The 23,690-nt window shown below is 72.2% G+C and carries 24 protein-coding genes; 11 read left to right on the top strand and 13 right to left on the bottom strand.

All coding sequences use genetic code 11. The features are described 5' to 3' along the window. Positions 1–8 precede the first annotated feature (8 nt). The 4 genes from ACTG9Q_RS05865 to ACTG9Q_RS05850 all read left to right on the top strand — a co-directional run bounded on the left by ACTG9Q_RS05865 (position 9) and on the right by ACTG9Q_RS05850 (position 4,419). A complete protein-coding gene (locus ACTG9Q_RS05865; RefSeq protein ID WP_455571578.1) occupies positions 9–1,532 on the top strand; it encodes a sugar ABC transporter ATP-binding protein in 1,524 nt (507 codons plus the stop codon). Beyond that, entirely contained in the window at positions 1,525–2,547 is a 1,023-nt protein-coding gene (locus tag ACTG9Q_RS05860) for an ABC transporter permease (RefSeq protein ID WP_455571577.1), read from the top strand. The genes ACTG9Q_RS05865 and ACTG9Q_RS05860 overlap by 8 nt, the downstream gene beginning before the upstream one ends. Beyond that, a complete protein-coding gene (locus ACTG9Q_RS05855) occupies positions 2,544–3,515 on the top strand; it encodes an ABC transporter permease (RefSeq protein ID WP_455571576.1) in 972 nt (323 codons plus the stop codon). The genes ACTG9Q_RS05860 and ACTG9Q_RS05855 overlap by 4 nt, the downstream gene beginning before the upstream one ends. A 163-nt stretch (positions 3,516–3,678) precedes the next feature. After that, positions 3,679–4,419 (top strand): ATP-binding protein, encoded by a 741-nt coding sequence (locus ACTG9Q_RS05850; RefSeq protein ID WP_455571575.1) that lies wholly within the window; start codon positions 3,679–3,681, stop codon positions 4,417–4,419. On the opposite strand, the gene ACTG9Q_RS05845 is transcribed toward ACTG9Q_RS05850, so the two are convergent. Together ACTG9Q_RS05845 and ACTG9Q_RS05840 are read right to left on the bottom strand one after the other, a co-directional pair. Beyond that, positions 4,394–6,241, bottom strand: a complete 1,848-nt coding sequence (locus ACTG9Q_RS05845; RefSeq protein WP_455571574.1) for a CheR family methyltransferase — start codon at positions 6,239–6,241, stop codon at positions 4,394–4,396. The two genes, ACTG9Q_RS05850 and ACTG9Q_RS05845, sit on opposite strands and share 26 nt — an antisense overlap. Before the next feature lie 35 nt (positions 6,242–6,276). Continuing rightward, positions 6,277–7,305 (bottom strand): chemotaxis protein CheB, encoded by a 1,029-nt coding sequence (locus tag ACTG9Q_RS05840; protein ID WP_455571573.1) that lies wholly within the window; start codon positions 7,303–7,305, stop codon positions 6,277–6,279. 269 nt (positions 7,306–7,574) lie between these two features. Here ACTG9Q_RS05840 and ACTG9Q_RS05835 point away from each other — a divergent pair, with 269 nt between their 5' ends. Continuing rightward, entirely contained in the window at positions 7,575–7,799 is a 225-nt protein-coding gene (locus ACTG9Q_RS05835; RefSeq protein ID WP_455571572.1) for a hypothetical protein, read from the top strand. Between the two features lie 7 nt (positions 7,800–7,806). Here ACTG9Q_RS05835 and ACTG9Q_RS05830 read toward each other — a convergent pair whose 3' ends face one another. Beyond that, positions 7,807–8,706: a metallopeptidase gene (locus ACTG9Q_RS05830; RefSeq protein ID WP_455571570.1), complete on the bottom strand. Its 900-nt coding sequence runs from the start codon at positions 8,704–8,706 to the stop codon at positions 7,807–7,809. 94 nt (positions 8,707–8,800) lie between these two features. Next, positions 8,801–8,923, bottom strand: a complete 123-nt coding sequence (locus ACTG9Q_RS05825) for a hypothetical protein (protein WP_455571569.1) — start codon at positions 8,921–8,923, stop codon at positions 8,801–8,803. A 104-nt stretch (positions 8,924–9,027) separates the two neighbouring features. Between ACTG9Q_RS05825 and ACTG9Q_RS05820 the strand changes: the two genes are divergently transcribed. After that, complete coding sequence (locus ACTG9Q_RS05820) at positions 9,028–9,549, top strand: DUF1360 domain-containing protein (RefSeq protein WP_455571568.1); 522 nt, start codon at positions 9,028–9,030, stop codon at positions 9,547–9,549. Here the strand turns inward: ACTG9Q_RS05820 and ACTG9Q_RS05815 are convergent. The 3 genes from ACTG9Q_RS05815 to ACTG9Q_RS05805 all read right to left on the bottom strand — a co-directional run bounded on the left by ACTG9Q_RS05815 (position 9,440) and on the right by ACTG9Q_RS05805 (position 11,237). Then, on the bottom strand, positions 9,440–10,306 hold the full coding sequence (locus ACTG9Q_RS05815; RefSeq protein WP_455571567.1) for a cytochrome c oxidase assembly protein: 867 nt from the start codon (positions 10,304–10,306) through the stop codon (positions 9,440–9,442). The two genes, ACTG9Q_RS05820 and ACTG9Q_RS05815, sit on opposite strands and share 110 nt — an antisense overlap. Next, entirely contained in the window at positions 10,303–10,764 is a 462-nt protein-coding gene (locus ACTG9Q_RS05810) for a DUF2243 domain-containing protein (RefSeq protein WP_455571566.1), read from the bottom strand. The genes ACTG9Q_RS05815 and ACTG9Q_RS05810 overlap by 4 nt, the downstream gene beginning before the upstream one ends. Positions 10,765–10,883: 119 nt before the next feature. Next, complete coding sequence (locus ACTG9Q_RS05805) at positions 10,884–11,237, bottom strand: hypothetical protein (RefSeq protein ID WP_455571565.1); 354 nt, start codon at positions 11,235–11,237, stop codon at positions 10,884–10,886. Positions 11,238–11,674: 437 nt separating this feature from the next. Here ACTG9Q_RS05805 and ACTG9Q_RS05800 point away from each other — a divergent pair, with 437 nt between their 5' ends. Further along, the gene (locus tag ACTG9Q_RS05800; protein ID WP_455571564.1) at positions 11,675–11,845 is read left to right on the top strand and encodes a hypothetical protein; all 171 of its coding nucleotides are present in this window, start codon (positions 11,675–11,677) and stop codon (positions 11,843–11,845) included. 258 nt (positions 11,846–12,103) lie between these two features. Then, positions 12,104–12,469, top strand: a complete 366-nt coding sequence (locus tag ACTG9Q_RS05795) for an RNA-binding S4 domain-containing protein (protein WP_455571563.1) — start codon at positions 12,104–12,106, stop codon at positions 12,467–12,469. Positions 12,470–12,604: 135 nt separating this feature from the next. Here the strand turns inward: ACTG9Q_RS05795 and sugE are convergent, their stop codons facing one another. Continuing rightward, positions 12,605–12,919, bottom strand: a complete 315-nt coding sequence (gene sugE / locus ACTG9Q_RS05790; RefSeq protein WP_455571562.1) for a quaternary ammonium compound efflux SMR transporter SugE — start codon at positions 12,917–12,919, stop codon at positions 12,605–12,607. A 180-nt stretch (positions 12,920–13,099) separates the two neighbouring features. On the opposite strand from sugE, the gene ACTG9Q_RS05785 reads away from it, so the two are divergent. After that, the gene (locus ACTG9Q_RS05785; RefSeq protein ID WP_455571561.1) at positions 13,100–14,329 is read left to right on the top strand and encodes a hypothetical protein; all 1,230 of its coding nucleotides are present in this window, start codon (positions 13,100–13,102) and stop codon (positions 14,327–14,329) included. Positions 14,330–14,337: 8 nt separating this feature from the next. Here ACTG9Q_RS05785 and ACTG9Q_RS05780 read toward each other — a convergent pair whose 3' ends face one another. The 5 genes from ACTG9Q_RS05780 to ACTG9Q_RS05760 form a co-directional block, all read right to left on the bottom strand. Continuing rightward, a complete protein-coding gene (locus tag ACTG9Q_RS05780; RefSeq protein ID WP_455571560.1) occupies positions 14,338–15,369 on the bottom strand; it encodes a chitinase in 1,032 nt (343 codons plus the stop codon). Positions 15,370–15,504: 135 nt separating this feature from the next. After that, entirely contained in the window at positions 15,505–16,518 is a 1,014-nt protein-coding gene (locus tag ACTG9Q_RS05775; RefSeq protein ID WP_455571559.1) for a TIGR03842 family LLM class F420-dependent oxidoreductase, read from the bottom strand. An 8-nt stretch (positions 16,519–16,526) separates the two neighbouring features. Continuing rightward, complete coding sequence (hydA, locus tag ACTG9Q_RS05770) at positions 16,527–17,912, bottom strand: dihydropyrimidinase (protein WP_455571558.1); 1,386 nt, start codon at positions 17,910–17,912, stop codon at positions 16,527–16,529. Further along, positions 17,912–18,748 (bottom strand): nitrilase-related carbon-nitrogen hydrolase, encoded by an 837-nt coding sequence (locus tag ACTG9Q_RS05765; RefSeq protein WP_455571557.1) that lies wholly within the window; start codon positions 18,746–18,748, stop codon positions 17,912–17,914. The genes hydA and ACTG9Q_RS05765 overlap by 1 nt, the downstream gene beginning before the upstream one ends. Before the next feature lie 266 nt (positions 18,749–19,014). Then, a complete protein-coding gene (locus tag ACTG9Q_RS05760; protein ID WP_455571556.1) occupies positions 19,015–20,619 on the bottom strand; it encodes a PucR family transcriptional regulator in 1,605 nt (534 codons plus the stop codon). 84 nt (positions 20,620–20,703) lie between these two features. On the opposite strand from ACTG9Q_RS05760, the gene ACTG9Q_RS05755 reads away from it, so the two are divergent. Both ACTG9Q_RS05755 and ACTG9Q_RS05750 read left to right on the top strand, forming a co-directional pair. Then, positions 20,704–21,984 (top strand): aspartate aminotransferase family protein, encoded by a 1,281-nt coding sequence (locus ACTG9Q_RS05755; RefSeq protein WP_455571555.1) that lies wholly within the window; start codon positions 20,704–20,706, stop codon positions 21,982–21,984. 2 nt (positions 21,985–21,986) lie between these two features. After that, positions 21,987–23,471 carry a CoA-acylating methylmalonate-semialdehyde dehydrogenase gene (locus ACTG9Q_RS05750; protein WP_455571554.1) on the top strand — a complete coding sequence of 495 codons (1,485 nt, stop codon included), beginning with the start codon at positions 21,987–21,989 and terminating at the stop codon, positions 23,469–23,471. The last annotated feature ends 219 nt before the right edge of the window (positions 23,472–23,690 follow it).

Raw genomic sequence — 23,690 nt, 5'->3', positions numbered from 1 at the left:
GCATCCCGGTGAGCATCCTGGAGACCAGGGACGTCACCAAGTCCTTCGGTGGCGTGCGGGCCCTGCGGGGCGTGGACTTCGCCCTCGAACCGGGGGAGATCCACGCCTTGGTCGGCGAGAACGGCGCGGGCAAGTCCACCCTGATCAAGGTCCTCACCGGGGTGCACCCGCCGGACTCCGGCGAGGTGCGGTTCGCGGGCGCCCCCATCGGCTTCCACCGGCCATCGGACGCGCAGGCGGCGGGGATCTCCACGATCTACCAGGAAGTGAACCTGGTTCCCCTGCTCTCGGTGGCGCGCAACATCTTCCTCGGCCGCGAGCCGCGCACCCGCCTCGGCCTGATCGACGTGCGGGCGATGAACCGCGCCGCGGCGGAGCTGGTCGGCGACCTCGGCGTCGACGTCGAGGTCACCGCCGACCTCGGCCGCCTCGGGCTCGGGGTGCAGCAGATGGTGGCGCTGGCCAGGGCGGTGTCGGTGGACAGCCGGGTGGTGATCATGGACGAGCCGACGTCGTCGCTGGAGGCCAGGGAGGTGACCACCCTGTTCCGGGTGGCCCGCGGGCTGCGCGAGCGCGGCGTCGGCCTGGTCTTCGTCTCCCACCGCCTCGACGAGCTGTGGCGGCTGTGCGACCGGGTCACCGTGCTGCGCGACGGCTCGCGGGTGCACACCGGCCCGATGCGCGGGCTGGACCGCGTCGGGCTGCTCGCGCACATGCTCGGCCGGGACACCGAGCAGGTCGCCCAGGAGGGCGCCACCGAGTTCGGCGAGACGCACCGGCAGGACCGCGCGCCGGTGCTCACCGTCTCCGGCGTCACCGCGCGCGGGCGGCTGGCCGGGGTCGGCTTCGCGGTCCGCCCCGGTGAGGTCCTGGGGCTCGGCGGGCTGCTCGGGTCCGGGCGCAGCGAGACCGTCAAGGCGGTCTACGGCGCGCTGCCCACGCAGGCGGGCGCGGTCGAGGTCGAGGGCAGGCGGGTGCGGGCGAACTCCGTCGCGCACGCCCTGCGCGCGGGCGTCGCGCTGCTTTCCGAGGACCGCAAGGCGGAGGGGATCATCCCCGACCTCTCGGTCCGCGACAACATCGCGCTGGCCGTGCTGCCCCGGCTCTCCCGGGGCGGGCTGGTGTCGGAGTCCAGGATCGACGCGGTGGTGGGCACGCTGATGGCCCGGCTGCGGATCAAGGCGTCGAGCCCGGCGCAGAAGGTGCGCGAGCTCTCCGGCGGCAACCAGCAGAAGGTGCTGATCGCCCGGTGGCTGTGCACCGAGCCGAAGGTGTTCCTGCTCGACGAGCCCACCAGGGGCATCGACGTCGGCGCCAAGGCCGAGGTGCAGGCGCTGATCGACGAGCTGGCCGCGCAGGGCCTGGCGGTGGTGCTGATCTCCAGCGAGATGGACGAGCTGGTCGAGGGCGCCGACCGGATCGTGGTCCTGCACGAGGGCACGGTCGCCGACGAGCTGGCGGGCGAGCGCGTCACCAGCACGGCGCTGCTCGCCGCGCTGGCCGGGGACCCGCGAGGAGCTGGAGATGACTGACCGCCCGAGCACCATCACTCCCCCCGCCGACAGCGCGGCGGCGCCGGAGCCGCCGCCGAAGCGCTCGGGGGTGGACTGGGACTGGGTGCGGCGCAACGGCGTCTACCTGGCGCTGGCCCTGCTGGTCGCGGTGAACGTCGTGGTCACCGACAACTTCGTCAGCACGGGCACCTTGCGGCTGCAGCTGGTCCAGGTCGCGCCGGTGCTGATCGTGGCGCTGGGCATGGCCCTGGTCATCGGGACGGAGGGCATCGACCTGTCGGTGGGCGCGGTCATGGCCCTGGCCGCGGCGCTGATCCCGCTCTACATCGGCTACGGCACGGTCGCCGCGACCGCGATCGGCCTGTCGGCGGGGGTGGCCACCGGGCTGCTCGCGGGATTCCTGGTGGCCAGGGTCGGCGTGCAGCCGATCATCGCCACCCTCGGCATCATGGTCGCGGGCCGCGGCCTGGCCAACCTGTTCGGCGGGGAGATCAAGAGCATCAACGACCCCGGCATCGTCGCGCTCGGCACCGGGGAGCTGCTCGGCGTCCCGTACGTGGTGCTCATCGCCGCGGCGGTGGCGGCGGTGGTGTGGTTCCTGGTGCGGCGCTCGACCTACGGCAGGCAGCTCGTCGCGATCGGCGGCAGCAAGCGCGCCGCCGAACTCGCGGGCCTGCCGGTGCGCCGCGTGCTCGTCACCACGTACGTGGTCGCGGGCCTGCTGGCCGCGATGGCCGGGGTGCTGATGGCCGCCCGCTCGCAGGCCAGCGACCCGACGCGGCTGGGGCTGCTGGTCGAGCTCTCGGCCATCACCGCGGTGGTCATCGGCGGGACACCGCTGTCGGGCGGGCAGGTGCGCATCGCGGGCACCATCGCCGGGGCCCTGCTCATGCAGCTGATCACCGCGACCCTGATCTTCCACGACATCCCGGACTCCACCGCGCAGCTCGCCCAGGCGGTGATCGTGGTGGCCGCGGTGTACGCCCAGACCGGCCGCGGAACCCGGCCCCGCCGAGGGAAGGCGCGCTCATGACCGTCCGCACCACCGCCCCGCGCGCGGGCATCGCCCGCCTCGCCCAGCGCCAGGGCGCCCTGGTCATCCTGGTCGTCGCGCTGGTCGCCTCGACCATCGCCTTCGACTCCTTCGGCACGGCGCAGAACCTCGGTGGCATCGCCCTGCAGGCGTCGTTCCTGGCGGTGGTCGCGCTCGGCATGACGTTCGTGATCATGACCGGCGGGATCGACCTGTCCGTCGGGTCGGTCTTCGCCCTCGGCGGGGTGCTGGCGGCGTGGGGCGCCCAGCACGGGACCTGGGTCGCGCTGCTGCTCCCGCTGGCGGTGTGCGGGCTGATCGGCCTGGCGCAGGGGCTGATCATCGCCCGCGGCGGGCTGCCGCCGTTCATCGTCACGCTGGCGGGCCTGCTGTTCGCCCGCGGCCTGCTGCTGCTCATCAGCGATGAAGGCGCCAAGACGTACAAAGTGCCCGGCGACTCGGCGTTCCGGACGCTCGCGCAGGGCAGCTTCCTGGGCATCGGGTACCCCATCTGGATCGTGCTGATCGCCTTCGCCGTCGGCGGCCTGGTCCTGCACCGCACCTCCTACGGCTCCTCGGTGCTCGCCATCGGCGGGCAGGAGGACGCCGCCGACCTGATGGGCCTGCCGGTGGCGCGCGCGAAGGTCGTGACGTACCTGGTGTCGGCGCTGCTGGCGGGCCTGGGCGGGATCATGATGGCCTCCTACACCTCCTCGGGGGTGACCATCCTCGGCGTGGGCATGGAGCTGGAGGTCATCGCCGCGGTGGTGCTCGGCGGCACCCTGCTCACCGGCGGCGCGGGCACGGTCCTCGGCACCCTGGTCGGCGTGCTGCTGCTGCAGGTCACCAAGAACGTCATCAACCAGATCGGCACGCTGAACTCCAACTGGCAGGCGGTCGTCAGCGGCGCGATCCTGCTGCTGGTGGTCACCCTGCAGCGCTGGTTGTCCAAAGTGGAACGTCGCTGAGCGGGCCGGTCCCGCTCCTCGCCTGGCAGGATCGCCCGATCTGACCTAGACTCACCCCGGTTCCAGCACACTGGGGATGGCTGGTATCTCGTGGCTGGTGTGAAGCCCACCGACGTGGGGTAGTCCGCGGCATCACCGGGGCTCGAGAGGCGATGAGAACACCGTGACGACGGATACTGGACTTCACATCGAGAGCCGGGCGCTCCAAGACGCCATCGTGGTCGAGCCGGTCGGGGTCCTGGAGGTGGCCACCTACGCCCTGATGCGCGACTACCTGCTCAAGTGCGCCGTCGACGAGCCCGAGATGATCATTGTGGACCTGGCGGGCGTCACGGTCACCACGAGCGCGTCGCTGGTGGTGTTCTCGGCGGTGGCCGCGCAGATCGCCGAGTGGCCGGGGGCGCCGCTGCGGCTGGTCAGCGCGCCGGGCGCGCCGGTGCCCGTCGACAGCCCCATCCGGCGGTTCGTCTCGGTGCACGCCAGCGTCGCCGACGCGCTGGCCGCGGGCGACCAGGCGCCCACCCGGCGCGTCATCCGGATCGCGCTGCCCAACGACTTCTCCGCCCTGTCCGCCGCCCGCACGTTCGTGGGGCGGACCTGCCTCGACTGGGACGTCCCCGACCAGCTCGCCGACGCGAAGCTGATCGCGAGCGAGCTGGTGGAGAACACCCTCCAGCACACCATGTCGGCCCCCACGCTGCGGCTGGAGCTGCGGCGGGAAGTGCTGACCGTCGCGGTGTACGACACGAGCCCGGTCCCCGCCGAGCTGGTCGCCACCCCCCGCCCCTCCGAGCGGCAGCTGGGGATGACGCTGGTCGCGCGGCTCAGCGCCGTGTGGGGGTGCACGCCGACCCGCCAGGGCGGCAAGGTGGTCTGGGCTACCCTGCGTGCTCCACGTCCATGAGCAGGATGGCCCCGCGCACGGCTCCGTTGCCGTTGTGCAGGGCGCCGCAGACCAGCCGCAGCGACACCGGCCTGCCCCTGCGGTTGATCGCGTCCAGGCGCGTCGTGCTCGTGAACTGCGGGTCGCCCAGCGCGGACCGCAGGGCCTGGGGCAGGTCGGCCACCGGCAGGCCGATGTCGAGGTTGAGCAGGTGCTCGCCGCGGGCCTCGTCGTGGCGCAGCCCCCACAGGTCCTCCGAGGCCCGGTTCCAGGCGCGGACCCGCAGCTCGCGGTCGACCACGACGACGCCGGAGCGGATCGAGGTCAGCACCGACTCCAGGAAGTCGTTGACCTCGTCGAGTTCCAGGCTGCGCTCGCGCAGAGCGTCGTTGATGGCCTGCAGTTCGTCGTTGGTGGACTGCAGTTCCTCGTTCATGGTCTCCAGTTCCTCGTTGGTCGACTGGAGTTCCTCGTTGGTGGTCTCCAGCTCCTCAACGGTGGACTGCAGTTCCTCGTTGGTCGTCTCCAGTTCCTCGTTGGTCGACTGGAGCTCCTCGTAGGCCGCTTCCAGCTGCCGGTTGGCGTGCTCGAGCTCGTCGAGCAGCGCGCGGGCCGCGGTCACGTCGCGAAAGGCCACGGAGACGCCCAGCAGCCCGTTGTCGGCGTTGGCCAGTGGGGTGAGGCTGATCTCCAGCCACACCGGGGCGCCACTGCCGCGCTGCCACTCGATGTCCTTGACGCGGATCGCCCGCCGGTCCACTTTGGCCTGGTCGAGGTAGGTCCGCAGCTCCACCGGCCGATAGGACATCTCCAGGTCCCGCAATGGCCTGCCGATGTCCTTGTTGGACAGTCCGAAGTACAGCTCGGCCTGCTGGTTGATCATGGCGATGGTGTCGTCGCCGGTCACCACGAGCTGCGCGATCGGGCCCGCGGCGAAGGCGTGCTCGCGCAGCTCGTCGAGCATCCCGAACTCGCCGTGCTGGTCCCGGAAGGGCGCGATCGCGGTGCTCAGGCTGGGCGCGGGGGCCGCGGACTTGCGGAAGACCCGCCGCTTCAGTTCGGTCGGCTCGAAGATGCTCCCGTGCGAGAGCAGCATCTCGGCCTTGCCGAGGAACAGCAGCCCGTCGGGGGCGAGGGCGAAGTGCAGCCTGCTGAGGATCGCGGCCTGCGTCGCGGCGTTGAAGTACATCATCGTGTTGCGGCACACCAGCAGGTCGATCCTGGAGATCGGCGCGTCCTGCACCAGGTCGTTGCGGCCGAAGATGACCGAGCGGCGCAGGTCCTTGCGGAAGACGAACGCCCCGCCCTGGCGGTCGAAGTACTGCCCCAACAGGTCCTCGGGAACCCCGGCGACCTCGGCCTCGCTGTAGGCGCCCGCGCGGGCTTGGGCGAGGGCGTCGGCGTCGACGTCGGTGGCGTAGATCTTCACCCGCTGCCGGAACTGCTCGGCGCCGAGCTCCTCGACCAGCACCATGGCCAGGGTGTAGGCCTCCTGCCCGGCGGCGCAGCCCGCGCTCCACACCCGGATCGGGTCGTCGGGGGCCCGCTTGGCCAGCATTTCCGGGATCGCCTGCGAGCGCAGGTATTCCCACGCGTCGGAGTCGCGGAAGAAGCTGGTGACGTTGATCAGGATGGTGTTGAACAGCGCGTCGAACTCGCCGGGGTTCGCCTGCAGGTGGTCGATGTAGTCGCCATACTCGGTGATGTCCACCTGGGTCATGCGCTGGAGCACCCGCCGGGCGAGGCTGGTGCGCTTGTATCCGGTGAAGTCGAAGCCGCGGCTGTCCTTGAGGTAGGTCAGCAGCTTCTCGAATTCGTGGTTCGGCTCCGGCGGAGTGCTCACCACCACACACTACTCCGGGCGTATTCGACCGCTGATCAGGCCAAATCCTCCCGCGCGGCCGAATCAGCCTGGACAGAAGCGCTGGTCAGGGTGTGACGCAGCAGCTCAGCGGCCTGGGCCGCCTCCGCGAGCCGGTCCTCGTACCGGTCGGCCAGGACCACGTTGCCCCGGTCGCGAGCCTGCTCGGCCATGCGCCGGGACAGGCTCACCTTCTCCTCCAGCGTCCGCATGGCGACCCACAGCGCGCGCTCCCACGCGGTCCCCTGCGCGTCCAGCAGCGCCTCGGCGGTCCAGGCGTGGCCGACCCGGCAGCGGTAGCGCGCCACGTCCTCGATCTCCGCCAGGCTTCCGTCGCAGTCCGGGCAGCTGTATCCCGACGCGGGGCCGAGGACGTAGCGGTCCGGGTCGGCGGGCAGGCCGTCGAGGTGAGCGGCGATGTCGTTCTCCATCCACATCAGACGTGTGGGGGCGGGCGCCGAGGACACGTCGACTTCCTCCCGCACGATGTCGGCCAGGGCCTTGCCGATCTCGTTCGCGGGCAGGACGTGATCGGCCCGCACCGCCCGCAGGGCGTTGGCGGGCATGCTCGGGTGCAGCGCGTCGGTCGGCTCCTGCACCACCACGCGACCGCCGCGCTCGGCGATGGCGACCAGCCCGGCCACCCCGTCGTCGAGCACCCCGGAGAGCTGCACGCCCACCACCGCGGGACCCCGGGCCACCGCCGCGGACCGGAACAGCGCGTCGACCGCGGGCCGGTGCCCGTTCTCGGTGGGACCGTGGGTCAGGGCGAGGCCGCCGTCGATGACGAGGGTGTGGTGGTTGGGCGGGGCAACGTGAATGACACCCGGGCGCAGCACGGCCTCGTGCCTGGCCACCACCGCGGGCAGCGGGCCGGAGCGGTCGAGGATGGCGGGAAGCGCGCTGGTGCCCCCGGCGGGCAGGTGCAGGACGACCACGACGGCCCCGGGGAAGTCCGCGGGCAGCCCGGCGACCAGGTGGCGCAGGGCCTCCACGCCCCCGGCGGAGGCGCCGACCACGACCAAGTCGCATTTCCGCTTCGCCATCGGTCCACCTCCCGAGCCCGCAGCGTACTCCGGGGCCACCCCGGCCACCTGATGACGGCAATCGGTTTGCCCTGCTCAGCCGAGGTCGCCGTCGACGCGCACGCGGGCCGGGGAAAGGCGATACTGCAAACAGGTGATGGTCCCCCACCTCGATGGTCGAGTCCGATCGCCCGCCGCGCTGTCCGCTGTGGCGGGCTTTGGCTGTCCGGGCGCTGACGCCCCAGAGGACCGACCCCATCAGGCAATGAGACAAGGAGAACGCGATGAGCATGGAGAAGCCGTGGAACGACGTGGCCGACCAACAGCGATCGGTCGACCCCGACCACGACGCGGCGGAGGGTGAACTCGCGTCAACCGAAGACGGGCCCGCGCGCGACGTGGACCCGACCGACGTGCTGGAAGCCAATCCCGCCGACGTCGCCGACCAGAACCGCGTCGTCCCACTGCACGAGGACGACGACGTGCCGCCGTTCGAGGATCACCCCAGGCCGTGATGCCGGGTCACGCCGCGGCCCCTTCGTCCTTAAAGGACAAATCAGGCACGGTCGCGCTCTCCTCGCGCGTCGGGCTCAGCAGCGGCCCGGCCTCGGCGAGCAGACCCTGAGCGGCCCGCAGGGACGTGGCGATGTGATCACGGCGCTCCGCCAGCCGGTCCACGCGGCGCTGGGCGTCGGCGACGATGCGCTCAGCCCGCTCGGCAGCGGCCCTGACCAGCTCGTCGGCCCGCGCCCGCGCCGCGGCCTGCTGCTCGGCGATCACCTGGTGGACCTCGGCGCGGCGGGTGGCCATCTCCTGTTGGGCCTCGGCGCGGCGGACGGCCGTCGCCAGCGCGAAGTCGGACTCGACCTGGGCGCGCTGCCGCGCGGCCCGCTCGTCCAGCTCCGTCCGGCGCTGCTCGGCCTGGCGCGTCATCGACTCGACCCGCTCGTGTGCGCGGCGCATCCGGTCGCGGTGCTCGGCCTCCATCTGGTGCCGACGGGCGTCCAGCTCGGCGACCAGCCGCTCGTGGCGCGCCCGCAGCCGCTCGGCGGCCTGGTTGGCGGTGTCCCAGCAGTCCTCCGCGGCGGCCCGCGCCCGCGCGGTGGTCTCGGCGGCGTCCGCTCGGGCGAGTTCGACCATCCGCCCCAGCCGCTCGGTGAGCGCGTCCAGCCCGATCGGCGCGCGGCAGATCCGGTCGACCAGCGCGCCCAGCTCCCGGACCCGGTCGCGCTCGGCCTCCAGCTCCCGGGCCAGCGCCTCGACCTGCGCGACGGCGGCGTCGCGGTCGGCCGCCAGCAGGCGGAACTCCGCCTCCACCGACTCGACGTAGTGCCGCACCTGGCCGCGGTGGCAGCCGCGCCACACCAGGTCGAAGTCGGTGCCCAGCGGCACCATCTCGTCGGCGATGTCGTGGACCGCCACCCGCCTCACCATCCCCTTCGGACCTTTGTGGACAGTGTGCTCAAGATCACCTGTCGCGCTCAACTATAGGACGAGGACGGCGTCACCGGTTCCGTCAATCGAGCACGAATCCGGCGTTGATGCCGAGGCAGCGGACCCGGTCGCCGTGCTCGACCCGGTCGCGCGCGGACGAGGCCGGATGCCGGGCGCGCCAGTCCCGGCGTTCGCTGGATGTCAACCTGCGTCCGGGTGACGCGCCCGAAATTCGCCGGATCGAAGTTCGCCGGTGGGAAAAGGCCCGCCCGCTGTGTACGCGGGGGGCGGTGTGGGCACTCCCTGCGCGTGACCACGCGACTCAGCCCACCCGCCCTCATCCGATCCGTCCGCGACCGGTATCGCCAGGGAGCCGACCGGCCCCTGGGGGGCTACGTCCGGGCGCTCGGCACCTACGCCGCCGCCGTCGGCGGCCTGACCCTGCTCGGCCGCGCCCGGGGAGCCCAGCTCCCGGAGCGGATCGGACTCGCGGACACGGCGCTGCTGACCGTCGCCGCGCACAAGGCCAGCAGGATGCTGACCAAGGACGCCGTCCTGAGCCCCCTGCGCGCGCCGGTGGTCCAGTACGAGGAGTCCGCGGGCGCGGGCGAGATCAACGAGAAGGTCGTGGCCACCGGCACCAAGCACGCCGTCGGCGAACTGCTGACCTGCCCGTTCTGCATGGCGGTGTGGGCGGCGACCGGCCTGCTCGCGGGCCTGGTCATGGTCCCGAGGCCCACCCGGCTCGTCGCCACCGGACTGACCGCCGTGGCCGGGGCGGACTCCCTGCACCTGCTCTACGACTGGCTGAAGGCCCAAGCCGAGAAGTGACCCGCGGGCCCGCGGCGAACAACGCCGCGGCCAGCAGCAGTTCGGCGAGGTCGCCGCCGTAGTACATCAGCTCCGCCGCGGCGGCGACGCTCTCGGCGTCGTGGTGGGCGGCCCACGGCAGGGTGTCGGCGCGGGCGTAGAGCGCCTTGGCGAGGACGGCGTGGGCGGCGGCGGCCAGGACGAGCACGACCAGCCGGGTGCGCGGGGCGGGGCGTCGGGGAGCGGGGTCGGGTCCGGCGATGGACCAGGTGAACAGGTAGCCCGCCACGAGGTAGTGCAGGTGCAGGGCGTGGTGCGCCACGGGGTGGGTTTCGGCGACGGTGTGCAGTGGGGTCAGCATGACCGCGTAGAGCCCGCCGACGCTGAGCACGGCCGCCGCCACCGGATGCCCCAGCACGTGCACCGGCGCGGACCGCAGCACCCGACCGACCCGCCGCCGGGTCGCGGGGCCGCGGACACGCAGGAGCAGGGTCACCGGCGCGGCGAGCACCAGGCCCAGTGGGGCGATCATGCCCAACAGCAGGTGCCGTGCCATGTGCGCCCGGGGATCGCCGCCTTCTCCCAGGACCGGCGACACCGCCACCGCGACCACCGCGCACCCCGCGACCCACGCCGCGCTCCGCCACCGGCTCCAGCCGCGCGGCCCGGTCCTCGCGCGCGCCGCTGCCAGCAGGTACGCCAGCGCGGCCGCGGCGGCCAGGACCGCGGGCACCCAGAAGTCCAGCCCGCCTTGGCCGGGGTGTGGGTGGTCGGTCATGGACGGGAGCGGCGGGCGGCGCGCCATGCCAGTCCGGCGCCCGCCAGGAGCAGCACCGCCCCGGCGGCGATCCACGTCAGGTCGTAGGGCAGCGGATCTGGTGTGTAGCGCACTTGGTGCACCCGCAGCACTTTGTGGTTGACCACGCCGTCGAACAGCTGGAACGCCCCGGCGCCGAGCAGGGACCCGCCGCAGGCGGCCATCGGCACGAGCGCGCCGCGGCGGCGGAGGTCGGCGAACCAGAAGAACCCGCCGACCAGGGCCACCAGCTCGGCGGCGTGCAGCAGCCCGTCGGACAGCAGTCCGACGGCGGGCGTGGAGCGGTCGTAGAAGTGGTGCCACCCCAGGATCTGGTGGAAGACCACCTCATCGACCGCCGCCATCACCGCCGCCCCGATCACCCCCGCCGCGAGCACCGAGGCCCGCAGACGCCCGTCCGGCTTGGGCAAGAGCGACACCGGTACCACCCCCTACCCATGGCTCCGCATGACTCAACCGTTCACTTGTTGAACAATCGAACGATCCTACAGCTCCGGTTCGTTGAATCGTTCAACGAACCAACCAGGCGGGGCGACGCTCACTCCGACTGCTCGCGGCGGCGTTGCGACTCGGCTCGGGCCTCGGCGCCGGACTGGCCCGCGGCGCTGTCCGGTTCGCCCGCGACGCGGCCGACGAAGGTGCCGCTGGGGCCGCTGCCGGTGGTGCTCTTCCAGTCGCCCTCGGAGCCGGTGACCGGGACATCGTGCTCGGGCGGTCCGCCGGGTTCGCCGACGGGGGTCTTGCCCCGCACCACGCTCGCGACGACCAGCAGCGCGAGCGCGGCGGCGATCCCGACGACCGTGAGCACGTCGGTCCCCGTGAGCAGGCCGATCGCGGCGAGGATCACCGCGGCGGCGCCCAGCGCGGACAACAGCATCGCTCTGCGGGACATGGTCCCTCCCATCTCGGGCGACCGACGGGCCGCCGTCACATCCTGAACGCGTACCGGTCCAAGCGCTGGTCGCCCTCGGTTCCTCGCCCGGTGGCTACCCGATTGCCCGCCGATGAACACATACACGAGCCACGAAACCGCCTGCGGAGCACACCAAGACCCCGCACAGACGCGGCGAACGGGCCGACCACCCTGTTGACCCTTCCCCACGCGCATCCTGGGGCAAGGGCGATTGGAGACCACAATGGACTCACCCAGCCGGTTCACCAGACCGGTGTCCCGGCGCTCGATGCTGGCCGGAGCCGCGGTCAGCGTCGTGGCGCCCACGGTCGTCGCCGGACCGGCGGCCGCCCAGAACCAGGGCGACGGCAAGCCCCACCAGGGCATCACCAAGAAGGTCACCCTCTACGCCGAAGCCCTGCCCGGCGGCCTCTACCGTGGTCGAGCCCGCGGACACCACCGCCGAGACCGCCGAGTACGCCAACCACGGCGTGTTCGCCAGCCACGTCGACAAGGTCACCAGCAGGCTGGTTACCGACGGCGTGCTGGCGAGCAAGGACAAGGCGCGCATCGTCCGCGCGGCGGCCCGCTCGGACATCGGCAAGTAGCGCCGGGCGGTGAGGCCACCAGCCCCACCGCCCGGATTCAGGCCGCGCTGAACGCCTTGGTCCGTTGCCCTTCGCCCTGGTACCAACCGTGTTCGAGGCCATTCACCTACGTCATCCTCTCGTCCTGCCACCGCTTCTGTCCTCTGTGGGCTTTGCGCGCGGCAGAGTCGGGGCGGCGGGGTCAGGGCGGCGGGGATTCGACCGCTCGGCGATCGCCGTGTTGTCCCGCCGTCGCGGGATGGGCCATGATGTGTGGCTGTGGAGTCCACCCGAGTGGACCGCTGGCTCTGGGCGGTCCGGCTGACCAAGACCCGACCGGACGCCGCGGCGGCCTGCCGGGGTGGTCACGTCCGGGTCAACGACCGCCCGGCCAAGCCCGCGACCGTCATCGTCCCCGGCGACGAGGTCCGCGCGCGGGTGGGTGACACGACCCGAATCCTCGAAGTCGTGCGGGTGATCCAGAAGCGGGTGGGCGCCGCCGACGCCGCCACCTGCTTCATCGACCGCACACCCCCACCGCCGCCGGACGCCGCTTCCCCGGTGGCCCGCCGCGACCGGGGCGCGGGCCGCCCCACCAAGCGCGAACGCCGCGTACTCGACAAGTTCCGCACCGGCGAACGCTGAACTCACCCGGGCGCCAGGTGCTCAGCCAGGTCTCGCGCGCCCCGTCCGCTGGGCGGGTGCCGGGACGTCGCCGATCAACGGCACGAGCTCTGCCGCCACATGCTCGGTGTCGAGGAATCGGGGACGTCGCGAGGCTCAGCTCACCACTTTCAGGCCGACCACCCCGGCGACGATGAGCAGCAGGCACAGCATTCGGGCCACGGTGGCGGATTCGCCCAGGAACAGCATGCCGAAGGCGGCGGTGCCCACCGCGCCGATGCCGACCCAGACGGCGTAGGCGGTGCCGATGGGGATGCCGCGCATGGCGTAGGCGAGGCCGGCCATGCTCAGGACCAGGGCGACGGCGAAGACGGCGGTGGGCGCCAGGCGGGTGAGGCCGTCGCTCTTGCCCAGGGCGATGGCCCAGACGGTCTCCAGGAGACCGGAGACGACGAGGATGATCCAGTTCATGGTGTGGTGCGTGCCGTCTTGTCGGGGCCGGGTACGGCGCGCGGTCGTCCGGGGTGGCGCTGGGGTGCGCCGCCGCTGCCCAGTGTAGGGAAGTCGGCCCCTGAGGCCGCCCTCTCGGGCATCGACCACCGCCCGTGCGCGTGGGGACCATGGCGGTGACCACAGCGAAGGGACGAGTCAATGGCATCCGTGACGGTGCGGCAGGTGGGGGCGGGGCGGGCGGACGGGACGTCCGGGGAGCTGGACGAGCACACCGAGATCCAGGTGTTCGCCCAGCTCACCAATGACGATCCCGACCCGATCACCCTCGGGGTGAGTTTCACCGTCGCCGATCGGTCCGAGGCGGTGGGGCTGAACATCGGGGGCGGGGAGACGCAGTGGGCGCAGTTCGTGCTCGGCAGCCTGCCGGTGGGGGCGCACCCGCTCGACGTGCTGGTCTACGCCGAGGTCGACGGGTCGTCGCAGGTGCTCGGCCAGCAGACCGGTGAGTTCACGGTGGCCGGGCAGCGCCCGAGCACCACCGACGAGCCCCTGCCGCAGCTGTCCATCAGCGTCTTCGAGTTCGAGGCGGGGCGGGGCGAGGGGATGTCGCCGGGGCCGGGCGAGGCCTACGACACCGGCGGCGGCACGGTCACCGTCCAGGTCCGCAACCTCGGCGAGGACCAGTCCGGCCAGACCGTGCTCACGATCGTGGCCGGGTCGGAGTACGAGACCCACGGCCTCGACCTGGCCGCCAGCGAGGAGGTGCGGTTCACCCTGACCGCCGAGACCCTGCAGCAGGGCCAGGCGCAGGTGTACGCCTACCTCACCATGGAGATCAACAACGCCACCCAGACGCTCGCCCAGGAGTCCACCACCGTCGCGGTCATCGCCGGGCCCGCGCGGGAGGCCGCCACCCTCGGCAGCGCCACCGTCGACTTCAGCATCGCCATGCACACCACCGACGAGCGCGGCGCCAGCTACCTGCTGTCGGCCTACGTCGCCACGGTCACCTTCGTCGGCGACGACGGCTCCGACGTCGTCCCCTCCGAGACCGACCGCTGCGAGACCGAGCACGGCCCGTTCACCTGCAACGACATCATCGTGCCCAGCTCGGGCCGGGTGATCGTCGAGGCGACCAACCCCGAGGGCGACACCCTGCGCGGGGACTGCCACTACACCCTCAACGGCAAGCGCGTGCTCGCCATCGACGCCATCCAGGCCGTGCACCAGATGGAGATGACCGCCAGCAGCACCCAGGAGCTGACCGAGCAGGTCGAGACCGACGTCCGCGCGAAGGTCTCCTACGCCTTCGTCGAGGCCGAGGGCGGCCGCACCTGGACCCGCGGCGACACCGAGTCCTGGGGCGAGGAGCGCTCCGGCACCGTCCTCTACCCCCTCGACGTCCTGACCCTGCAGGTCCTCGACTGAGCCATCGGTCAGCGGCCCTGGAGGCGCTTGACGTTGTCGCCGAAGGTCCAGGAGCGGGCGCCGTCCCAGTTGATGGACCAGGTCATCAGGCCCTTCAGGGCGCCGCGGTAGGTGTTCCAGGCGTTGGCGACGAGGGTCGGGGACATGTGGCCGCCGCCCGCGCCCGGCTGGGCGGGCAGGCCGGGGACCTGGCGGTCCAGCGGGACGCGGATGGTGGTGCCCTGGATGACCAGGCCGCGGTCGAGGCAGTTGGTCTGGGCGACGAATCCGGCGACGGTGCCCGCGGAATACGAGTCGCCGGAGCAGCCGTACATGCTGCCGTTGTAATACTGCATGTTCAGCCACCACAGCCTGCCGTTGTCGGCGTATTTCTTGATGACCGGCAGATAGGCGCCCCAAATGGACCCGTACGCCACGCTCCCGCCGGTCACGTACGCCGTTTCCGGGGCCATCGTCAGCCCGAATCCCGGCGGCATGGCCGCCAGCACGCCGTCGATGATCCGCACGAGGTTGGCCTGGGAGGGGGACAGCTGGGTGATCCGGCCGCTGCCCACCAGCCCGGTCTCGACGTCGATGTCGATGCCGTCGAAGTTGTACCGCTTGAGGATCGGCACCACGGTGGCCACGAACCGGTCGGCGACGGCGGCGGAGCTGAGGTCGATGCCCGCGGTGGCGCCGCCGATGGACAGCAGGACGGTCAGGCCCGCCGCCTTGGCCGCGCACATCTCCGCGGGGGTGGGCACCTTGACGGTGGTGTCCATCCCGTCCTCCCACAGCACCGTGCCGTCGGGGCGGATCACCGGGAACGCGGCGTTGACCACGTTGTAGCCGTGGTCGCGGATGCGCTGGTCGGTGATGGGTATCCAGCCCATCGGCGGGTGCACCCCGTTCGCCGCGCCGTCCCAGTTCTCCCAGTACCCGTGCAGCACCTTCCCCGCCGGGCGCGGTTTGGGCGCGCACACCTCGACGGCGGCCCGCGCTGTCGGCGCGGGCGCGAGCAGCACCAGGGCGAGCGCTATTCCCAGAAAACGACGCGGCATGTCGACTCCCCGATCAATCGTCGATTGATCCGAGTGAAGCAATGCCGAACCTCCGGTGTCCACCCGGCGATTTCACCAGATAGTTCGCCGAGATACTCGACGGCCGGAATCACACCGTGTTCGAGGGATGGTTTTTCAGGGCGCGGTGGCCACCGCGTTCACTTTTCCGATGATCTCGTCCCCGTACGCGCGCAGGGTGCCCTCCCGGTCGTCGTGCATCAGGTAGATGGCGAACTGGTCCACCCCGAGCGAGGCCAGTTCGGCCAGGCGGTCCAGGTGCGCGGCCGCCGGGCCGAGGAGGCAGAAGCGGTCGACGATCTCGTCGGGGACGAAGTCGGTGGAGCGGTTGCCGGACTTGCCGTGGTGGGCGTAGTCGTAGCCCTCGCGGCCGCGGATGTAGTCGGTCAGCTCGCGCGGGACCGGGCCGGAGTCGCCGTAGCGGGTGACGAGGTCGGCGACGTGGTTGCCGACCATGCCGCCGAACCAGCGCAACTGCTCGCGCTGGTGGGCCACGTCGTCGCCGACGTAGGCGGGCGCGGCCACGCAGATGGTGATGCCGCCGGGGTCCCGGCCCGCGGCGGCGGCGGCCGAGCGCACCGAGTCGATGGTCCAGCGGGCGATGGCCGGGTCGGCGCACTGCAGGATGAAGCCGTCGGCCTGCTCGCCGACCAGCTTCAGCGCCTTGGGCCCGTAGGCGGCCATCCAGACCTCCAGCCGCCCGTCGCGGACCCACGGGATGCGCACCGGGACGCCATGCAGGTCGGCGGAGCGGCCCTCGGCCAGTTCGCGGATGACGTGCATGGCGTCGGCCAAGACGGCCAGGCTGGCCGGTTTCTGGCCGATCACCCGGCGCGCGGAGTCGCCGCGGCCGATGCCGCAGACCGTGCGGTTGCCGTACATGTCGTTCAGGGTCGCGAACAGCGACGCGGTGACCGACCAGTCGCGGGTGCTGGGGTTGGTCACCATGGGGCCAACGACCAGGTCCGTGGTCTGGGCGAGGATCTGGGAGTAGATGACGAACGGCTCCTGCCACAGCACGCAGGAGTCGAACGTCCAGCCGTAGCGGAAGCCGCGCTCCTCGGCGGCCACCATCAGCCGCACGACGTCGCGCGCGGGCGGGTCGGTCTGCAGCACCAGTCCGAAATCCATGGCTTCTCCTACAGCAGGTACTGGGACAGGGCGCGCTCGAGGAACTGGCCGTGGCCCTCGCGGCCGTGGAAGGCGTTGTCGGCGATGACCACCATGCCCCGCGACAGCACCGTCTCCACCCGCCCGGTCAGCTCCATCCCCTCGTACGCGGAGTAGTCCACGTTCATGTGGTGCGTGGCCGCGGAGAGCACCTGGGTGGCGGTGGGGTCGTACACCACGATGTCGGCGTCGGCGCCCGGCGCGATCACGCCCTTGCGCGGGTACAGCCCGAACATCCGCGCCGGGGTGGCCGCGCTGATCTCCACCCAGCGCGACAGCGAGATCTCCCCGCGCACCACGCCTTGGTGCAGCAGGTCCATCCGGTGCTCGACCCCGGGCATCCCGTTGGGGATCTTGGAGAAGTCCCCGCGCCCCAGCTCCTTCTGCCCGACGAAGCAGAATGGACAGTGGTCTGTGGACACCACCGACAGGTCGTTGGTGCGCAGCCCGCGCCAGAGGTCGGCCTGGTGGTCGATCGGGCGCAGCGGCGGCGAGCAGACGAACTTCGAGCCCTCGAAGTCCGGCCGCGCCATGTCCTCCTGGGACAGGAACAGGTACTGCGGGCAGGTCTCGGCGAACACGTTCTGCCCGGTGTCACGCGCCGCGGTCACCGCCGCCAGCGCCTGCCGCGACGACAGGTGCACGATGTAGAGCGGCGCGCCGGTCACCGCGGCGAGCTGGATCGCCCGGTGGGTGGCCTCCCCCTCCAGCTCCGGCGGGCGGGTCAGCCCGTGGTACACCGGGTCGGTGCGCCCCTCGGCCAGCGCGGTGGCGACGAGCTCGTCGATGGCGATGCCGTTCTCGGCGTGCATCATGATCATCGACCCGGTGTCGCGGGCCTTGTGCATGGCGCGCAGGATCTCCCCGTCGGTGGCGTAGAAGACACCGGGGTAGGCCATGAACATCTTGAAGCTGTTGACGCCCGCGGCGACGCAGGACTCCATCTCCTTCAACGAGGTGTCGTTGACGTCGGAGACGATCATGTGGAACGAGTAGTCGACGGCGCAGTGCCCGCCCGCCTTCTCGTGCCACTTGTCCATTGTGGCCAGGAGTGAGGTGCCCTTCGCCTGCACCGCGAAGTCGATGATCGTCGTCGTCCCGCCCCACGCGGCCGCGGTCGTGCCGGTGGCGAAGGTGTCCACCGACGCCGTCCCGCCGAAGGGCATCTCCATGTGCGTGTGGGCGTCGATGCCGCCGGGCAGCACGTACTTGCCCGTCGCGTCGATGACCCGGTCGGCCGTGGCGAACAGCCCCGGCGCGGCGACCGCGGAGATGGTCTCCCCCTCGACCAGCACGTCGGCCGGGAAGGCGCCGCCCGCGTTGACGACGGTCCCGTTGCGGATCAGGGTGCGCATCAGCCCTCCGTCAGGGACGAGTAGGTGTCGGGCCTGCGGTCGCGGTAGAACGCCCACAGGTCGCGGACCTCGGCGAGCAGGTCCATGTCCAGGTCCCGGACCAGGACCTCCTCGTCGGTGTCCGACGCCGCCTCCCCCACCAGCTGCCCGCGCGGGTCGGCGAAGTACGACTGGCCGTAGAAGTCGTTGTCCCCCAACGGCTCCACCCCGACCCGGTTGATCGTGCCGACGTAGTACTCGTTGGCCACCGCCGCCGCGGGCTGCTCGAGGCGCCACAGGTACTCCGAGAGCCCGCGGCTGGTCGCCGAGGGGTTGAACACGATCTGGGCCCCCGCGAGCCCGAGCGCCCGCCAGCCCTCCGGGAAGTGCCGCTCGTAGCAGATGTAGACCCCGACGCGGCCCACCGCGGTGTCGAACACCGGGTAGCCGAGGTTGCCCGGCCGGAAGTAGAACTTCTCCCAGAACCCCTTGACCTGCGGGATGTGGTTCTTGCGGTGCTTGCCGAGGTAGGTCCCGTCGGCGTCGATCACCGCGGCGGTGTTGTAGTACACCCCCGGCTGCTCCTGCTCGTACATCGGCACCACGAGCACCACCCCGTGCCGCGCGGCCACCTCGCACATCAGCTTCGTCGTCGGCCCGTCGGGGATGGCCTCGGTGTAGGAGTAGTAGTCGGCGTCCTGGACCTGGCAGAAGTACGGGCCGTAGAACAGCTCCTGCAGGCACACCACCTGGGCGCCCTGCGACGCCGCGGTGGCGATCGCCGCGACCGCGTTGGCGGTCATCGACTCCTTGTCCCCGGTCCACCGCTGCTGGACGAGCCCGGCTCGCACGATCATCGGTTCCCCTCTCGGTTCGTTCAGGTCGGTTCGTTCAGGTCGGTCGCTTCGACTGGATTGTCAGGACGCCGCGGGCGCGGGGGCCACTCCGGTCACCCGATCGCGGCGTCGGCGTTCATCCGGGCATCCTGGGTCCGCGCGGCGGCTCGCGGGCAGCGTCACAGTGTTCAGCGTTGATCGCCATGGCGAACACTCTGCCCATTGCGCTCAGAGCGATCCGGTGCTCGGAATGCGGGCGCGCGCTGCCGTTGATCCGAACGGGTCACTCAGTCGGGCTGGGTCACGCCGACGTCGAGTGCGAGCAGGGCCACATGCAGGGACAGAACGGACTCGGCGTCGTCGAGGGAGACGCCCAGGACCTGCTCCACCCGGGCCAGCTGCTGGTAGTACGCCGTGCGCGAGAGGTGGGCGGCGGCCGCGGCGGCGGACTTGTTGCCGCCCTGTTCGCAGAAGTGCCGCAGCGCCTCCACCAGCCTGCTGCCGTGGGTGGTGTCGCGGGCCACCAGGGCGCCCAGCTCGCGCTCGGCGAAGGCGGCCACCCGGTCGTCGCCCGCCAGCAGGTGCAGCAGCCCGCGCAGCCGCACGTCATCGAGGCGGTGGTAGGGCGCCGACCCCGGCGAGCGCAGCGCGGCCCGCGCCACCTGGGCGGCCTCGACCAGGCTGCGGCGCGCGTCCGCGGCGGCGGCCACCGTGCCGCCGACGGCCACGATCACCGGAACCGCGGCGGCCCGGTGGGTCTCCTCGGCCAGGCGCCCCAGCACGGCCTCGGCGTCGGCCTGCGGGGTGAGCGAGAGCAGGGCGCGCACGCTGGTGTCGTCGACGATGCCGACCAGCGCGGCCACCCTGGTCCTGCGGGCGGCCAGCGCGGTGGCCTCGGCCAGGTCGCGCAGCACCTCGTGGGTGGCCATCGACTGGGTGGTGGCCACCGTGCCGGGCCGCACCGCCAGGCCGATGAGCTGGCGGCGCTCCAGCGGCACACCCAGGGCGACGCTGTGCGCGGTGAGGTCCGGGCTGGGCGCGGAGATCAGCTCGGTGAGCAGCGTGCGGTGGGCGTGGCGCTCCAGGGACTCCCGGTCGCGGGCCACCAGCCGGTGCACGGCCAGCGCGGAGGCGGCGCGCTCGGCGATCACCCGCTGCCGGTGCACCGGCTCGCGCGGGCACAGCAGCACCAGCCTGCCCCAGTGGTGCCCGCGCGCCCCGACCACGGTGACCAGCCAGCCCGCGCCCGGGTGGTACCCGGTGCGCTCGGCGACGGCCACCGCGCGCGAGCGCCTGCCCCAGTCGGCCAGCAGCTCGCCGGGGTCGAGCCCGGCGGTGTCGTAGGCCAGGACGTCGTGGGCGAGGGTCTCCAGGACGACGGGCAGCCCGGACGCGCGGGCGACCTCGCGCAGCACCTCCACCGGCTCGGCCCCGGCCACGGTCAGCGCGGTGAAGGTCTCGTGGATCTGCTCGGCGGCGCGCAGCTCGGCCAGCTGCGCCTCCAGGATCAGCCCGACGACGGCCTCGGTGACCGCGACGAAGCGGGTCTCCCTGGCCAGGGTGATCAGCGGCAGCCCGTGCCGCTCGGCGGCGGCGACCAGCGCGGGCGGCAGCGCGCCGCGCCAGTGCCGGACCAGCTCGACGACCAGCCCGGCGACGCGGGCGCCCGCCAGCTCGTCGACGTAGCGGGTGAGCCCGGCGGGCTCGTCGGGCAGGGCGATGCCGGTGGTCAGCACCAGCTCGCCGCCGCGCAGCAGCGCGGCGATGTCGGCGACCTCGGCGGCGTGCACCCAGCGGACCCGCCGCTCCAGCCCCGCCGACCCGGCCACGACCTGCGGGCCGCCCGCCCGCACGACCGGGAGCGCGAGGGCGTCGGAGACCGTCGGGTACACCTGACACAGTGTAAGCCGATGGCCGTGATCGGGGCGCACTTTGTCCATAGCCGGGCGGGTCCGCGCCCCCGCACACTTCGCGGTATGGCCGAACGAGACCTGATCGAGCGCCACCGCGCCGTGCTTCCCGACTGGCTGGCCCTCTACTACGCCGACCCGCTGGAGATCGTCAGCGGCCACGGCCGCCGGGTCACCGACGTCAACGGCAAGAGCTACCTGGACTTCTTCGCCGGAATCCTGACCAACGCCATCGGCTACGACGTCGCCGAGGTCAGCGACGCGGTCCGCAAGCAGCTCGACACCGGCATCCTGCACACCTCGACGCTGTACCTGATCCGCAGCCAGGTGGAGCTCGCCGAGCGGATCGCGGCGCTCTCGGGCATCCCGGACGCGAAGGTGTTCTTCACCAACTCCGGCACCGAGGCCAACGAGACCGCGCTCATGCTGACCACCCAGCACCGCCGCAGCAACCAGGTGCTGGCGATGCGCAACTCCTACCACGGGCGCGCGTTCGGCACCGTCGGCATCACCGGCAACCGCGGCTGGTCGGCCAGCTCGCTCTCCCCGGTGAAGGTCAGCTACGTCCAGGGCGCCTACCGCTACCGCAGCCCGTTCGCCGCGCTGTCCGACGCCGACTACATCCGCGCCTGCGTCGACGACCTGCGCGAGGTCATCCAGACCACGACGTCGGGGGACGTCGCCTGCATGATCGTCGAGCCCATCCAGGGCGTCGGCGGGTTCTGCATGCCGCCGGACGGGCTGTACGGGGCGTTCGCCGAAGTCCTCGCCGAGTACGGCATCCCGCTCATCTCCGACGAGGTGCAGACCGGGTGGGGGCGGACCGGGGAGCACTTCTGGGGCATGGGCGCGCACGGGGTCGTGCCCGACGTGCTGACCTTCGCCAAGGGCCTGGGCAACGGCCTGGCGATCGGCGGCCTGGTCGCCCGCGCGTCCATCATGGACAGCCTGGCCGCCAACTCGATCTCCACCTTCGGCGGCAACCCGGTGGCCACGGTCGGGGCCGCCGCGGTGCTGGACTACCTGGCCGACCACGACCTGCAGGCCAACGCCGCGGCCATGGGCGAGCGGCTGCTCACCGGCCTGCGGGCGCTGGGCTCCCCGGTCGTCGGGGACGTGCGCGGCAAGGGGCTGATGGTCGGCGTCGAGTTCGTCGAGCCGGGCGGGACGGTCCCGTCGCCCGCCGCCGCGGTCGCCGTGCTGGAGGGCTGCCGGGCGCGCGGCCTGCTGGTGGGCAAGGGCGGGCTGCACAACAACGTGATCCGGCTGGCGCCGCCGATGACGGTGACCGCCGACGAGGTCGACGAGGCGCTCGACGCCCTCGCGGGCGCGATCGGGGAGGTGTAGCCATGCCGATCACGCACTGGATCTCCGGCAGGCCGTGGGCGGGGGCGGCCGAGCGCTCCGGCGAGGTGTTCAACCCCACCACCGGCGCGGTCTCCGACCTGGTGGACCTCGCCGGTCAGTCCGAAGTGGACGCCGCGGTGGCCGCCGCGGCGGCGGCGTTCCCGGCCTGGCGCGACGCCTCGCTCGCGGCGCGCTCGTCGGTGCTGTTCGAGTTCCGCGCGCTGCTGAACGCCCGCAAGGACGCGGTGGCCGAGATCGTGTCCGCCGAGCACGGCAAGGTGCTCGACGACGCGCGCGGGGAGGTGCAGCGGGCGATGGAGGCGGTGGAGTTCGCCTGCGGGATTCCGCACCTGCTCAAGGGCGGGTTCAGCGAGAACGTCTCGCGCAACGTCGACGTCTACTCGATCCGGCAGCCGCTGGGCGTGGTCGCGGTGATCTCGCCGTTCAACTTCCCGGCGATGGTGCCGCTGTGGTTCATGCCGAACGCGGTCGCGTGCGGGAACACCGTGGTGCTCAAGCCGTCCGAAAAGGACCCCTCGGCGGCGAACTACCTGGCGGGGCTGTGGGCCGAGGCCGGGCTGCCCGACGGCGTCGTCAACGTCCTGCACGGCGACAAGGCCGCGGTGGACGGCCTGCTGGCCCATCCCGACGTGCGCGCGGTGTCCTTCGTGGGCTCGACCCCGGTCGCCCGCCACGTCTACGAGACCGGCACCCGCCACGGCAAGCGGGTGCAGGCGCTGGGCGGGGCGAAGAACCACATGGTCGTGCTCCCGGACGCCGACCTCGACCTGGCCGCCGACGCCGCGGTGTCGGCGGGCTTCGGCTCGGCGGGCGAGCGCTGCATGGCGATCTCGGTGGTGGTCGCGGTGGGCGGGGCCGCCGACGACCTGGTCGCCAGGATCGCCACCCGGATCGGCGCCCTGCGCGTCGGCTCGAACCCCGGCTGCGAGATGGGCCCCCTGGTCACCGCCGCCCACCGCGACCGGGTCGCCGGGTACCTCGACGCCGGGGTGGCCGCGGGCGCCACCCTCGCGGTGGACGGGCGCGCCCACCCGATCGACGGCGCGCCCGAGGGCTTCTGGCTGGGCCCCACGCTGTTCGACCACGTGCGCCCCGACATGTCCGTCTACACCGACGAGATCTTCGGCCCGGTGCTGTCGGTGGTGCGGGTGCCCACCTACGCCGACGCCGTCGACCTGGTCAACGCCAACGACTACGGCAACGGCACCGCCATCTTCACCAACGACGGCGGCGCGGCCCGCCGCTTCCAGAACGAGGTGGAGGTGGGCATGGTCGGCGTCAACGTGCCCATCCCGGTCCCCGTCGGCTACTACTCCTTCGGCGGCTGGAAGTCCTCCCTGTTCGGCGACTCCCACGCCTACGGCCCCGACGGCGTGCACTTCTTCACCCGCACCAAGGTCGTCACCAGCCGCTGGCTCGACCCCTCGCACGGCGGGGTGAACCTGGGCTTCCCGCGCAACGAGTGATCCTGCGGAAGGCAGGCGCGGGCCCCGGTGATCAGCGCCCGGCCGCGAACACCGCCTGACGGACTGGGCGCCGCGCCGACCTCGCGAGAGGATTTCCTGGCGCTGTCCGTCGGGTGGTGTGCGGGCGTCGTCGTTGTCCGGTGGGTAGTGCGTCATGGCGAACCTTCCCGCGGCTTGGGCTCGTCGCCGATCACGTCATATGTCGAGCAGCAGCGCAAC

The organism is Actinokineospora lacus, assembly GCF_053813445.1.
The sequence above is the reverse complement of the archived record's forward strand: the minus strand, read 5'-3'. Positions and strand labels throughout refer to the sequence as shown.